Below are 13,993 nucleotides of genomic sequence, written 5' to 3' on the forward strand. Positions count from 1 at the left end.
GACTATTGACCTGTTGTGGCCGGGTCGTCCCGGTCAGGTCGAAATGGTGCTGGCTGCCCCGCAATACGGGGCGGCCAAAGAGGCAGGTCGCGCGTGATGGTTGCACCGTAGCGAAGCTTTTCTTCGCTGCGATCGCGTCGACTCTCGAAGGCAACGACACGGGTCGCCAGCGTAAAGGCCTCGCGCATGTCGTGGGTGACCATGACAACGGTCATGGCGTTTTCGTGCCAGAGCCGTCTCATCAGGGTGTGGATTTCCGCGCGAATGCCAGGATCGAGCGCACCGAACGGCTCATCCAGCAACAGGACCTTCGGTTTCATGATCAGCGCCTGGGCCAGCGCCAATCGCTGCTGCATTCCACCGGAAAGCTGGGCCGGATATTGATGCAGAGCATGGGATAGGCCGACTTCGTCGATCAATATACGGGCTTCATCTATGGCCGCTTTTCGCGCAGTGCCAAACAACCGTCCGGTCACAGTGGCCTTGCCCATTTCCTTGCCGATCAGCACATTGCCAAGCACGCTCAGATGCGGAAAGACGGAGTAGCGCTGGAAAACTACGCCTCGGTCGGCGCCTGGTTCGCGTGGTAACGGCGTGCCGTCCATCAAGATGGTCCCGCGCGTTGGATTTTCTTGTCCCAGAAGCATGCGCAGGAAGGTGGACTTACCGCATCCCGACGGGCCGACCAAAGCCACGAAGGCGCGCGATTCTATTTCGATAGACACGTCTTCAAGCACGATATTATCGGCATATTCCTTCCACACCTTATCGATGACGAGCGCACTCATGCCTGCCGCTCCACATTCGACCAGGGAAAGACGGAGGATCGCAATCGATCCAGCAGAAGGTCGGTCATCACAGCCAGAAGGGTGATCCAGGCTACATAGGGAAAGATCACATCCATCGCCAGATAGCGCCGGACGAGGAAGATGCGGTAGCCGAGCCCGGCTTCAGAGGAGATCGCTTCGGCGGCAATCAGGAACAACCATGCCGGGCCAAGCTGCAAACGCAGTGTGTTGATCAAACGTGGCAGTATCTGTGGCAGTATGATCCTGAGGCCAATCAGCCAGGATGACCCTCCAAGTGTCTCTGCCTTGATGATCTGCTCGCGCGGCAGTGCTGACGTGGTCATCGCCAGATCGCGGATCATGATCGGCGTAACACCGATGGCGATGAGCGCGATCTTCGACGTTTCGCCAAGCCCGAGCGCGATGAACAGGATCGGCAGAAGCGCGAGCGGCGGTATCATGGATATGGCTGCTACAAATGGCGCAAGCAGAGCGCGCATATAGGGCAGCATGCCAATCAGCATGCCGATCACAAGAGCGATGATTGTTGCAATGCCGATGCCGGAGAAAAGCCGGATCAAGCTGGTGGATGTATCCATCCAGAGCAAGTAATCGCCGGTGCGGGGATCAGCCTCCAGGGCCATGCGGTCAATGGCATCGGCAAAGCCTGCAAAGCTGGGCAACAGCTTGTCATTGGCATTCTCGGCCAATCTGGCCGCAGAACCGATCATATAGGCAATCAGCACGGCGGCAAACGGCGCAATCCCGAGGAAAAGTCGGGTGCCGGGGCTCGGTCGTGTATTGATCCAACGCATTGTCTGCTCCGTGCTGAGCGATGATTGCCGGGCGCCCTGGCACCCGGCGTCGGTTCAGGCGATCACAGCTGGCCGTTGGCGGCGGCGTCCATATAAGTGGAGGTAAAGCGCATTTTCACATTGCCCTTGTCGCCGAGCACAGTGCCATCCGGCATTTCGATGCCAATGACATCGGCAGATGATGCACCATTACCAAGAAGGCCTTTCTCGAACAGGAAGTTACGGACGTGATCCATTGTGGTCGGCAGATCGGGGGACGTGGTGAAGGCGACCGCGTCTTCGGCCTTGTCGAACAGCTTGGTGGCGGCCATCTGGGCCTCAAAGCCGGTGAGATCAGTGCCGGAGGCTTGTCCCATTGCAGTTCGGGCAGCCTTGCCGTCATCACTGTCGGCCGTCATCACCGCCATCGTGTCGTACCAGATACCGGCAAGTGCCTTGCCGAAGTCTGGATTGTCTTTCAAGACATCGGTATTGGCAGCCATCAGATCGATGATTTCTCCGGGGATCTTGGAGCTGTCGAAGACATTGTGAGCGGATTGTTCTTCCATGATGGTGGAGACGAGTGGGTTCCAGGTGACGACCGATGTGACGTCGTTTGTCTGATAAGCGGCGACCATGTCGGCGTCAGAGGTGTTGACGACCTTCACATCCCGTTCGGACAAGCCAATGCTCTCCAGTGCACGGGCAAGCAGGTAGTGCGAGACCGAGAATTCGACCAGATTGACGTTCTGGCCCTTCACGTCCTCCAGCTTATCTTTCTCTTTCAGGATCAGCGCGTCATTGCCGTTGGAGAAATCACCGACGATAACGGCCGTGGTATCAACGCCACCCGCTGCCGGGATCGATAGCCCGTCCATATTGGTCAGCGTCACCGCGTCATAGGCGCCGGCGGTGAACTGGTTCATGGATTCAACATAGTCGTTGAATTGGGTGACATCGATGGTAATGCCATATTTGTCAGCCCATTTCTTGACGATGCCATGATCATTGGCATAGCCCCAGGGCATCCAGCCGACATAGATCGACCAGGCAACTTTGAAGTCCTTCTTTACTTCCGAATGGGCAACGCCCGACGCTGTTACCGCAAGCGACGTGGCGAGGCCACACATGGTCAGGAATCTCTTGAAAGTCTGCATTGATATTCCCCTTTTTTGTCTTTCTTCAAAAAAAGGGATTGGCATAGACCCAACGTCGCCAATCCCTTGGCTAACGAGGTCTCCCGGGTTTTTGTCCCGCCGTGCACCCGACAGGATGTCTCCCTGCCGGTGGCCGCTCTCGGACCAGCCGCATCTTGCGATGCGCGGAACCCTAGCGGCCAACTCTGCCACTAAAGAAGCAAACAGCGTGCCAATACGGTAATTCGCGAGAATTTTCAGACGCATGTAGGTCATATCCGTTTTCAATAAAGTCAACTTGGCGCATGAAGTGCACAAGGAATCTCCAGCTTTGCCTCTTCGCTAGGCAGGCTGCGACGATGTGATCGCATCAGGAGCAAGCTGTATCCCGCCAGCCGGCCGCACAGTCAGCCGGGCTGGCGGTTAGAGCATCAGTCGATGATCGTTTCGTCGCGGTAGTTAAGCGGTGCCTTTTGGCCACCCACCAGCGCTTCATATTTGAAGTCGTCACCGCGAGCCTTTTCAAACTCAGCCTTGGCTGCCACGATCACATCTGGTGACTGGAACAGTGTCGCAGCCGTGGTAGCCAGTGTTTCTTCTGCCAGGCGCATGCCCTTTTCTCCGATCGACATGCCACTTGCGGCAACGGCCTGCCATGAGTGGGCAGGTGTCCCTGGTACCCAGCTTGCCGTGCCCAGACCAACCGTTGGTGTGGTCCAGCTGACGTCGCCGACGTCGGTCGAGTAAGAGCCTTCCCAACCGAAGTCATAGTCTTCGACACTGAATACCTTGGCCAAGTCTTCCTTGCGTTTCATGCTTTCCTGAAGCTTGGTGGCAAATGCTGTTTCGCCCTGCGTCCATTCGATGGGGCGTGCAGCGCGCAGATTTTCGTCCATAACGCGACCAAGCGTGTCGTTGGGCAAAAGCGAATAGACACCACCGATCCGCTCGACTTCGACCGTTGTACCGGTGCCGAGTGCGGCACCTTCTGCGGCCTTTTCGATGCGCTCGAAAATTTCCGCAACCATCTTGGGGTCTGGATGGCGTACATAGAGATAGCTTTCAGCGAAGTCCGGCACCACATTCGGTGCCTTGCCGCCATTGGTGATGACATAGTGGATGCGGGTCTTTTCAGGCACATGCTCGCGCATCATGTTGACCATATAGTCCATGGCCTCGATGCCATCGAGTGCCGATCGACCCTTTTCCGGTGCCAAAGCGGCATGGGCAGAGACGCCGTGAAAGCGAAATTTGGCGCTGATATTGGCCAGCGACTTGTCCTGCCAGGCACCGTTGCTGCTACCGGGATGCCAGTGCAGGGTGATATCGACATCATCAAACAGGCCGGCGCGCACCATGAAAACTTTGCCCGAGCCACCTTCTTCGGCAGGCGTGCCATAGAGGCGGACCTGACCCTTGATATCATTCGCTGTCATCCATTCGGAAATGGCGATGGCTGCGCCAACAGAACCGGCACCAAAAAGGTTATGTCCGCAGGCGTGACCATCCGCCAGCCCGTCGATGGATTCCTTGGACGCTGTCGCGTCTTGAGAAAAACCGGGCAATGCGTCCATTTCCGCCATGATCGCAATCACAGGGCCGTCCGTGTCTCCAAAGCTTGCGACGAAGGCTGTCGGAATATCGGCCACTCCAGTCTCAACCTTGAAACCGTGCTTTTCAAGTTCGCCTGACAACAGCTTTGAGGTGTTGAACTCCTTGTAACCCAGCTCAGGATGTAGCCAGATGTCGTGCGCAATTTCGTTGATGCGAGGCGTCAACTGGTCAACGTAATCGGCGATTTGAGCCCGGCCTTCCGGGCTCAGAGGACCGGCAATGCTGATGGTTGCCGTCGATACCAGCAATGCGGCCGTCAGGTTAAACAGGGATTTCATCATCTCTCCTCTTTGTGATTGTCGAAAATTTAGCCGGACAGGTGCCCGCCTCCATCGCTGGCGGGGTTCGGCCAGTCTGATTCAGGGCAAAAGGTGCGTTAGGGGTCACCGGCTCCAGGTGGCATCCCAGAAGGATCGCGGATCGGTGACGAGGATATCTGTGATGGTCGGAGCCGGTGGGGCTATGGTCTGACCCTTGATCCGTTCCTGTAGCTCGGATTTTGCCGCCGCCACAGCACCTGGTGAGGCCAGAAGCCTGATCGCTGCCATGGCCAGTGTCTCCGATGCCATCAGTGCGCCCGGGCTTGAGGAGGAATGGCCGGAAAGCGCCGTCCAGGCCCAATGGTGGATTGGTACATTGGTCGGATAGGCCCAATTGATGCGGCCAAGTGGTACCGCCCAGCTGACATTGCCATCATCCTGGCCGTAATAGTCTATGCCGGTGTCGAAATAATCGAGCTCACGATGCAGATTGAATGGTTTGCCCGGATCGCAGACCTCCGACAATTTCGTCATCCAGGCAATATCATTGTCCGTCCAGCGCGGAGGTCCCACTTCACGCAGGCAGTCGTCGAGAATACGACCCACCGTGTCATTGCCGAGATAGCCGCGGCAATTGGCGATCTGTTCTGCGTTGAAGTCGACATTGCGATCTGCTGCAATGTTGCGAAAGGTCTCTTCCATCTTGCGGTAGCCATCCGAGACGGTGTCGAAGTCGGAATGTCGCACGGAGGCCCAAAGTCGCACTTCCTCTGGCGTCACACCGGGTGTGATGCCGGCGTGACGATAGACATGTTTGACCTGTAGACCCGGAATTTCATCCTTGATGCGCACGAATGCCGCAAACGCTGCCTCGGCTGTTTCCAGCGCATTGCGGCTCGCGACCTTGCCGCCATGGGCGCTGACGCCGGTAAAGCGGAATTCTCCGCTGGCCATGGAATGGCAGGGGCGGGCCAGTGACCCATTCTGATAGTCGCCGTGAGAGGTGATGATGGCGTCGAGATTATCGAAAGCACCGGATGCCTGGAGTGCGAGCTTACCCCAGCCGATCTCTTCGGCCGGGCATCCGATGATGTGGATTTCGCCCTGCAAGGAAAGAGCCGCCATGGCTTTTATCGCGGCAATGCCGGCCCCGGTATTCACCGGGCCGATATGGTTGTGGCCACAGCCATGGCCGGGTTTTCTCCGGTTGCCCTGTCTAAAAGGAACCGCATCATTGTGGAGCGCGGGCAGCGCATCATATTCAACCAGAATGCCGATCCGTGGCCCCTCACCATGGGTGATCTTCGCCAGAAAGGAGGTTGGTATTCCGAACGCGCCGCGTTTAACAGCAATGCCGTGGCGCTCCAGAAAGGAGCAGAGCATCTCCGATGAGGTGAACTCCATTGCGGGAAGCTCAGGAACGGCCCACATTTCTGCAAATAGAGCTTCGATTTCGCCGGCAATCTCGGCCCATTTCTGGCGCGCAGTCAGCATCGCGTCGTGCATGTCAGGCGGCCTCGTCTTTTTTGAAGGAACGGAACGCTTCCACGATTTCGTCGGATGAACGACGGGCGCCGTGCTGGAGATACTCCATATTGGCAAGGGCTGCGTCGTGAGCTTCGATCGAGGACCCGGCAACGCAATCATCAACCACGCGGCAGTGGTAGTCGTTCTGGTGCCCGTCTGCGAAGGTATAGTGCACGCAGATATTCGTCAGGCCGCCGAGCATAACGAGGGTCTCGGCCTTTAAGCCACGTAGCAGGATCGACAGGTCGGTGCCAATAAAGCCGGAATAGCGACGCTTCACGATCACGTAGTCGGTGTCGCGCAGCCCCAACTCGTCTGAAGCCAATTTGGTACCTTCCCAGTCTTCGCGAAGATGCTCGTCCTCGTCGCCATCCATCTCGCGACCGTAATCGACACCACTCTTGCGATGACTTTCCTGCAGGAAGATGATCGGTACGCCGCCCTCGCGGGCCGCATCGATCACACGGCGTGCTCTAAGCATTCTATCGACCATGCCTGGCATCAATGGAATTGAGCCATCGTCGATAAAGGCAGCCTTCTGGATGTCCACGACAATTAGCACCGGTTGTCCGACGATCATTGGGTTCTGTTTCTTTTCCATAAAAAGTCTCCTTGGAAGGTCAGTGGCGTGAACCGAGAAGTTTGGGGAGATTGCCCAGACGGGCCACGGTGATGAAGCCGCAAAGGCCGATGATCATGAAGAGGACTGCGCCGACACACATGGTGGGCGTGAAGCCCGTACGCATGTTCGAGAAGATCTTCACCGGCATGGTTTCCGCGGTGAAGCCCGCCACCATGAATGCGATCACATATTCATTGAGGCTGAATATCGCAGTGAAGATCATGCTGGAGACAATGAAGGGCATCACCATGGGAAGAGCAATCGTGCGCAGGACGTCGTTGTTGCGGGCACCCATGGTGCGGGCTGCTTCCACCAGTGACTGGTCGATGGTGCTGAAACCCAGCGAGATCATGACCAGGGGTACGGCGATAAAGGTAATTGCGTGGCTGATGATGATGTTTTCGATCTGCCCCACATGTCGGATAGCGCTCCAGAACAGCAGGAAGAGCACCGCAATCACCACCGGAGGCAGAATGAACGGAACACCTGCCATTCCAGCCAGAACCTTGGCAAACCGCGAGTTCACTCTCCATTGGGCATAGGCAACGGGAAAAGCGATGCTTGTGGCCAGCAGCGAGGCAGCAAATGCAATAACGACAGACCGCATAAAGGCGGCGGTCCACATCGGATCGGAAAAGAAGGTCTCATACCATCGAAGGCTGAGATTCTGTGGCGGGAACGTCATCTGCGCGGTGCCGTTAAAGCTGACAGCTGAGACGATCACCAAGGGGGCGGCCAGAAACAGAGCGAGGGTGACGAGGAAGAGGCGGCGGGCTGAGGTGTGAGCGAGCGATTTCACGAGGCATACCCCTTTCCGCCGATCCGCTTGATCGACAGGATCATGACACCGGTGACAATCATGAGCAGAACGGCAATGGCGGCGGCATGTGGAAGGTTTTGAGCAGATGTCGCCACTTCGCTGATGATCACGCCGATGGTCCAGTTGCGTGGGCCGCCGAGAACCAAAGGCGCAACATAGGCACCGATCGATAGCACGACCGTTGTCAGATAGGCGGTGGCGACAGGTTTGCGCATCAGTGGCAGCAACACATTGCCAAATGCCCTTATCGGCGGCGCGCCCATCGTTGCTGCTGCTTCCATGTAGGATTTATCGATCCGAGAAAGGCCTGGATAGATCGTCATCACGTTGAAGGGGACGACCACATAAACTAGGCAGGCGACCACGCCGCCGAAGCTTGGCATCAACGATACCGGTTTATCGAGCAAGCCAACCAGTACAAGGAGATTCGATACGCCGATCCGTTTTGACAGCAGAATCTGCCAGGAAAACGTAATCAGCACTTCAGAAAGTGCCAGGGTCGATAAAAGGCCGACAAGCCACACCACCTGCGCCTTACGGCTCATACGGGTGATAAAATAGGTGGCAGGAAAAGCAATGAACATGCTGATCGTGGCGACAGTGAAGGCAAGTTGCAGCGAGAATGTCAGCCCGTTTATGACCATAGGTTCAAACAGCTTGCCATAGGCCTGCAAGGACCAGCCGACACCACTGTAGACGGCGGGGTCGGTATTCGATGTACTCACTCTCAAGAGCAGGAAGAATGGCACTCCGAAGAAGGCAATGATCATGAACAGGGGCCAGACGAGGCCATACTGGAAGGGTGCCCGGTTAGGCCCCGCAGGACCGTTTGTGGCAGAATGCGACATGGTCAATCCTCCAATACGGTGGCGCTGCCAGGTGCGACGGAAATGCGAAATTCGCGTTCATGAGCCATGGTTTGCCAGCTTGCGGGAGGCAGCGATGCCAGCACCTGACCTCCATCAACATCAAGAAAGATCTCGACGCTCGATCCAAGGTCTCGCACAAACGTGACCTTGCCAAAAAGGCCCGTAGTCGCGCTTTTTGCCGGCGTCAGAATTGTGCTTTCCGGTCGCACGCAAAGCGTTACGGTTTCTCCGGTTTCAGGGTCAGCCGGCACAGCGTCGACAGCCAGTGTCAGATCGGACAACCGGACCTCAGTACGGCTTAGCAATATTGCGTCGAACAGGTTGCTTTGGCCGATGAAGTCAGCAACGAACCGATTGGCCGGACGACGGTATATCTCGACCGGGCTACCAACCTGCTGCACCTTGCCGTTCGCCATCACCACGATCTGGTCCGCAATCGTCATCGCCTCGCGCTGGTCGTGGGTGACGAAGATCGTGGTGATTTTCAGCTTGCGCTGAAGCTGACGCAGTTCAACCTGCATATGATCGCGCAGCTTGGCGTCCAGAGCCGAAAGCGGCTCGTCCATCAGGAAGAGCAGTGGCTCCTGGGCAAGCGCCCTGGCGATGGCTACGCGTTGACGTTGTCCACCGGAGAGCTGGTCGACGCGCCGGGTTTGCATGCCCGGCAAGTCGACCAGTTCCAGCAGTTCGTCGATCCGCTCTGCCCGCTGCTTCCGATCCATCACCCGGTAGCGGAAGCTGTAGCCGATATTATCAGCTACATCGAGATGTGGAAACAGTGCAAGGGCCTGAAAAACCATGCCAAAGTTTCGTTCATGGGTCGGGATATGCGTCATATCGCGCCCATCGAACAGGACCTTGCCGTCGGTGGGTTCTTCCAGCCCCGCAACAATGCGCATCAGCGTCGTTTTTCCGCAGCCGGATGGCCCCAGAAAGCAGACAAAGCTGCCTTGCTCGATTTTCAGCGAGACGTCAGATACGACGGGTGCTCCGCCAAAACTCTTCGTCAGCTTGGATATTTCCAGTCCCTGCATCATGTCAGTCCAGTTTACTCGCTGAGCATCGTCAGTAGTTTCGTGGAGATGTAGTCGGCATGCTTCACCTTGGCCGCCGAAGCGACCACGATTGGCTTGCTGTCAAACGAGACGGCAGAGAACTCTTCATCCGTCAAGTTGAGCTTGGAGCGTTCGATCAGCGGAGCGGCGCCAACATTGCGGGCAATCAATTCATGGCATTCCGGCGTGGCGCTCCAGTCGAGGAATGCGATAACGCGCTCATCCACCTCAGTGACCTTCGGCACGCACCAGGCGTTGAATCCGAGAACGGCGCCTTCCTTCGGAGCGATCGATGCAATGTCGGTGCCTTCAGCCTTCATGATCATCGATACGTCATGGAAATACATGCCGCCGATGACTTCGCCGTTCTGGTAAGCGCTCTGCATCGAGCCTTCGTCGGTCCACCACAGTTTTGTGTTGGGCTTCAGCTCACCAATCTTGGCGATAACCTTGTCGATGCCCTCTTCCGTGTCGAGGATCTGCGGACCGCCAAAATAGACCGAGGCGACGATATCGAGCAAAACGGTCGTGCCGCCGGCCTGCAGACCCCAGGCGGAAGGGCGCGGCTTCCACAATTCTTCCCAGCTGTCGGGGAGGGTTTCGAACTCTTCGGGATTGGCGACCAGGGTGATGTACCAGGCCATGGCGCCGATACCATCGATCATGCCATTATCACTGTACACAAAGCCATCCATGATGTTGCCGGTGTTCTTCAACTTGTCGGCCGCAATCGTTGACCAAAGGCCGCGCTGGCGCCCGCGGATGACGTCGGCTTGACCTGCGCAGCAGATATCCATCGGCGCGGAGCCTGCTTGAACGGCCTGCCCGAGCTGAATGAGAAACTGCGAGCTTCCCGATTGGGGAATGGATTGCACTTCGATGCCGGTCTTTTCAGTAAAGGCGGGATAGACATCCTTGGCGAACGCCTGCTCGAAAAAGCCGCCGAAGTTCGAAATCTTGAGCGGCTCGGCCGCACGTGACGAGCGGATGAATGGAGCATTGAGCGCGCCAGCTGCGACAGCCAGTGCTGCACCTTTTAGGATGGTTCTGCGCGTGGCCGGGAGGCTTTGGCGGCGGCCTGCAGATCCGGACGATTTGTTTGACGGCATGACGATTCTCCTTAGGTGAGCCTATAAATCGAATTACGCTCATAGAATACGCAATAAGTATGCCACTTATTTAAAAGCTATATAAAACATATAGATAGAGCTTTGTCTTTGAATTCTAACGAGAATGAACACTTGTGGATAGGCGAAAATATTTCCATTTGCACAAAAAATAATCGCATTGTATGCAATCTTGCATACGATGTTTATCTGTGCATGATGGTGTTCTCGGTCGGCCGTCATGAGCCGTCCGTTCAACAGGCGCCTGTCGCCGCAATGCTCGACCTCTCCTTGTCAGGAGAGTCGCAAGGAAAGCAAAGACGATGACCAACTCCAAAGACATTGTTCCAAAGCCCATGATCGTCGGAAAGCCCGCTCTGGTGGTGGTGGATATCCAGAAGTCGGGATTCATGCCGCGACCCACGACGTCCCGTCTTGAATTCATGGGTGACCATATCGAGCGTAACATGTTGGCAAAGAAGGTCATCGATGCAGCGCGTGCGGCCGACATTCCTGTGATCTTCGTCAAGGAAGAGCATCGCGACAGCCTGATCGACTTTGGTCGTGAACTGGATGGATCGGAGAGCATTCATTGCCTCGAAAGCAGCCCGGGCACACCGTTCCCGGAAGAAGAACTGGAAATGCGCCCCGACGATCTGAGGATAACCAAACGCCGGTACTCGGTGTTTTATGGCACCGAGATGGAAATTCTGCTGAAGGCCGTAAAGGCGGAGACACTATTCTTCGTCGGCGGCTTTACCGATGTTTGCATCCATTACAGCTTTGCCGATGCCCACCAGGGTGACTACTACTGCCGCGTCGTTGAAGATTGCGTGTCCGGTTCCAGCATCGCGGCCCACAACGCATCGCTGGTTGCGATGGAATATCTCCAGGCTGGCGCACTTCGTCAGGCCGAGGAGGTGATCTCTGCCTTTGCCGCCCACGGCGCACAGTCCTTATGATAAACACAGATGCCAACAAACCGCCGGGATGAGCTGCGATCGATCCTGTCGATCGCAGCCCCGTTGGCCATTACCCAGGTCAGCCAACTCATCATGAACCTGGCAGCGAGTTTCATGCTGGGCCGTATCAGCGGACCGGCACTCGCAGCCGGTGGGCTTTGTGCCGTCTTCATCCAGGCCATTTCCGTGGTGTCGCAGGGTGTGATCTCGGGATCTCATCCCTTGATGGCGGCTGCCATTGGAAAGAGTGAGCTTTCATCTGGCGCGGAGGATGAGGTCGCTTTCGCATTTGGTGGAGGTATCGTCTGGGCATTTATTTGCTCGGTGATCGGGGTCGTTATCCTGCTCTCATTGCCCAATTTTCTGCACCTGTTTTCCGTTCCGCCCGACGTTTTGGCTGGTGTTCGCAATTTCATTGTCTATGCCGCGTGGGCGTTGCCAGCGATACTGTGGATCGCGCCATTGCGGTTTTACTTTTCCGTCAGCGGAAAGGCCTGGTTGGTCATGGCAGCGATCGGCCTTGGTGCGCTATTCTATATCGCCATGCTTTGCACACTTGTCTTTGGCTATATGGGCATGCCGGCGCTTGGCGTGGGCGGGGCAGGCATCGCTTTCACCACCGCCTGGTGGTCCATTGCTTTGGGGTTGACGGCATTTTGTATTTGGCGATGTTACCTGCCCCGGGCGATGCTCAGACTGGAATTTCGGAAATGGCTGAGAGCGGCCCGCGATGTTTGGGGTGTCGGTTGGCCGATTGGCCTGATCTATGCCGGTGAATTCGGGCTGACAATCACGATGACGCTGATGGTGACCAGTTTTGGAACTGTCGCTATCGTTGCCCACCAGATCGTCAACAGCCTGAATAATATAGCCTTCAATCCAATTGTCGCTCTTGGCCAGGCGGCGACCGTTCGTGTTGCCTATCATTTGGGTGGCAACCGACCGAACAGCGCACGTATGGCCGGTAATCTCTCGCTTGTGGCGACCTTCTTGATCATGGCGTTGTTTGGTTTGATTCTGTTGTTTACGTCAGGAACAGTGACGGAACTGTTCCTGGATCCGGGTGTCGCAAGTTACACCGATATCCAGATAACAACGCATTCGCTCATCCTCATCCTGGTCGCCTTTCTTATTTTCGATGGATTGCAGGGCGTTTCCAACGGCTGTCTGCGTGGGATGAAGGATACGCGCGTTCCGCTGATCATCGGACTGTCCGGTTTCTGGCTCATAGGCATGCCGACGGCCGCAGTCCTGGCCTTTGGTTTCAATTTCGGTGTTGTCGGCATTTGGTTTGGCATACTCTCCGGAATCACCAGTGTAGCAATCATGTTGCTGTGGCGATGGCACAAAGGCAGTATGCTTGCCCAGGCGAGCGGCAAATGGGGTAACGGCTGAAAAATTTGGCGGAGACTATGTATTCGCCGATGATCAGGTTGGATGAGTGTTTCAGCATGTGGAATGACAATGGACGATAGACTGGTTGCGAAACGGGCGATCAAATCAGCCGACGGTGCAGTCGCGCGAAAGCTGACGCGTGCCGAAGAAGTGCGGGCCAAGCTTGCCGACGATATTATCGATGGGAAGCTTTATCCAGGAATGCCACTCGATGAGACCGAGATCGCTGCCCAATACGGTGTATCGAGAACGCCGTTGCGCGAAGCGATCCGCGATCTGGCGGCCATGGGGTTGGTCGAGACGAGGGCGCATCGCAGTGCCATCGTTCGGCGCCCGTCGCCTGATCATATCCGTCAGATGTTTGATGTCATGGCCGAGCTGGAAGCGCTCTGCGCCGGACTGTCAGCCGTGTGCATGACGCCCGCGGAACGTAGCGAACTTCAAGGTATCCATGATAGGTTGGCGGGCGTGCTGAGGGAAAACGACCCGAGGCATTACCACAGAGTTAACGAAGATTTCCACGGTGCCATCTATGCCGGTAGCCACAATAGCTATCTGATCGAACTGACGCTTGCGACGCGTCGCCGCCTGTCGCCCTTCAGGCGCGCCCAGTTCCTGAGTTCCGGGCGTCTCGCGAGATCCTACGCCGAGCACGACGGAATTTTGCAGGCGATTCTTCAGGGAAACCGCGACAGGGCGTCGGTTCTGATGCGCTCACATATCCTGACGGTCGAAGATTCCTATGAAGAATATGCAGGCATCAAAAGCGATGTGACCCTGGCATCACTCGGTTAGCATCGTCGTGTGTCGTTGCCCCCATTTTGCAACACGATTGTGAACGTAATTGTATTGTGCGGTGCTCTATGGGCCCGATCTTTTGAGCAGCCTGTCCATCACGACGACAAGCCGCTAACCAAATCGTCTGACTAACCCGCAGAGCATCGCCGTTGGCAAAACGACGACCCAAAGGGTTTGATCCAAGGAGAAACGGCATCCCTACGAGGAACCGCGTTCGGCTAGACGATCTTCTCATTGGCAGCTCTCG

Annotated in this window: 13 protein-coding genes and 1 riboswitch; of the genes, 3 read left to right on the top strand and 10 right to left on the bottom strand. The window is 56.4% G+C overall.

The features are described 5' to 3' along the window. Positions 1 to 2: 2 nt before the first annotated feature. The 10 genes from ACQQ2Q_RS18715 to ACQQ2Q_RS18760 all read right to left on the bottom strand — a co-directional run bounded on the left by ACQQ2Q_RS18715 (position 3) and on the right by ACQQ2Q_RS18760 (position 10,594). Complete coding sequence (locus tag ACQQ2Q_RS18715) at positions 3 to 788, bottom strand: ABC transporter ATP-binding protein (protein ID WP_428188642.1); 786 nt, start codon at positions 786 to 788, stop codon at positions 3 to 5. After that, the gene (locus ACQQ2Q_RS18720) at positions 785 to 1,603 is read right to left on the bottom strand and encodes an ABC transporter permease (RefSeq protein ID WP_428188643.1); all 819 of its coding nucleotides are present in this window, start codon (positions 1,601 to 1,603) and stop codon (positions 785 to 787) included. The genes ACQQ2Q_RS18715 and ACQQ2Q_RS18720 overlap by 4 nt, the downstream gene beginning before the upstream one ends. Before the next feature lie 62 nt (positions 1,604 to 1,665). Further along, positions 1,666 to 2,739 carry a putative urea ABC transporter substrate-binding protein gene (locus ACQQ2Q_RS18725; protein WP_428188644.1) on the bottom strand — a complete coding sequence of 358 codons (1,074 nt, stop codon included), beginning with the start codon at positions 2,737 to 2,739 and terminating at the stop codon, positions 1,666 to 1,668. Positions 2,740 to 2,817: 78 nt separating this feature from the next. Further along, positions 2,818 to 2,926, bottom strand: a riboswitch (guanidine-I (ykkC/yxkD leader). Between the two features lie 223 nt (positions 2,927 to 3,149). Next, entirely contained in the window at positions 3,150 to 4,610 is a 1,461-nt protein-coding gene (locus tag ACQQ2Q_RS18730) for an amidohydrolase (protein WP_428188645.1), read from the bottom strand. Positions 4,611 to 4,715: 105 nt separating this feature from the next. Continuing rightward, complete coding sequence (locus ACQQ2Q_RS18735) at positions 4,716 to 6,098, bottom strand: M20/M25/M40 family metallo-hydrolase (RefSeq protein ID WP_428188646.1); 1,383 nt, start codon at positions 6,096 to 6,098, stop codon at positions 4,716 to 4,718. A gap of 1 nt (position 6,099) precedes the next feature. After that, positions 6,100 to 6,720, bottom strand: a complete 621-nt coding sequence (locus tag ACQQ2Q_RS18740; RefSeq protein WP_428188647.1) for a cysteine hydrolase family protein — start codon at positions 6,718 to 6,720, stop codon at positions 6,100 to 6,102. A gap of 19 nt (positions 6,721 to 6,739) precedes the next feature. Beyond that, positions 6,740 to 7,540, bottom strand: coding sequence for an ABC transporter permease (locus ACQQ2Q_RS18745; protein ID WP_428188648.1), 801 nt, complete (start codon positions 7,538 to 7,540; stop codon positions 6,740 to 6,742). Further along, complete coding sequence (locus ACQQ2Q_RS18750) at positions 7,537 to 8,409, bottom strand: ABC transporter permease (RefSeq protein WP_428188649.1); 873 nt, start codon at positions 8,407 to 8,409, stop codon at positions 7,537 to 7,539. The genes ACQQ2Q_RS18745 and ACQQ2Q_RS18750 overlap by 4 nt, the downstream gene beginning before the upstream one ends. A gap of 2 nt (positions 8,410 to 8,411) precedes the next feature. Further along, positions 8,412 to 9,464 carry an ABC transporter ATP-binding protein gene (locus ACQQ2Q_RS18755; protein WP_428188695.1) on the bottom strand — a complete coding sequence of 351 codons (1,053 nt, stop codon included), beginning with the start codon at positions 9,462 to 9,464 and terminating at the stop codon, positions 8,412 to 8,414. A gap of 14 nt (positions 9,465 to 9,478) precedes the next feature. After that, positions 9,479 to 10,594 (bottom strand): ABC transporter substrate-binding protein, encoded by a 1,116-nt coding sequence (locus tag ACQQ2Q_RS18760; protein WP_428188650.1) that lies wholly within the window; start codon positions 10,592 to 10,594, stop codon positions 9,479 to 9,481. A 320-nt stretch (positions 10,595 to 10,914) separates the two neighbouring features. Here ACQQ2Q_RS18760 and ACQQ2Q_RS18765 point away from each other — a divergent pair, with 320 nt between their 5' ends. From ACQQ2Q_RS18765 to ACQQ2Q_RS18775, 3 genes are all read left to right on the top strand, one after another. Beyond that, on the top strand, positions 10,915 to 11,553 hold the full coding sequence (locus ACQQ2Q_RS18765) for a cysteine hydrolase family protein (protein WP_428188651.1): 639 nt from the start codon (positions 10,915 to 10,917) through the stop codon (positions 11,551 to 11,553). 9 nt (positions 11,554 to 11,562) lie between these two features. Continuing rightward, the gene (locus ACQQ2Q_RS18770) at positions 11,563 to 12,948 is read left to right on the top strand and encodes an MATE family efflux transporter (RefSeq protein WP_428188652.1); all 1,386 of its coding nucleotides are present in this window, start codon (positions 11,563 to 11,565) and stop codon (positions 12,946 to 12,948) included. Between the two features lie 63 nt (positions 12,949 to 13,011). Continuing rightward, complete coding sequence (locus ACQQ2Q_RS18775; protein ID WP_428188653.1) at positions 13,012 to 13,743, top strand: GntR family transcriptional regulator; 732 nt, start codon at positions 13,012 to 13,014, stop codon at positions 13,741 to 13,743. Positions 13,744 to 13,993: the final 250 nt, after the last annotated feature.

Source organism: Agrobacterium sp. ES01 (genome assembly GCF_050320885.1).
Classification (GTDB): domain Bacteria; phylum Pseudomonadota; class Alphaproteobacteria; order Rhizobiales; family Rhizobiaceae; genus Allorhizobium.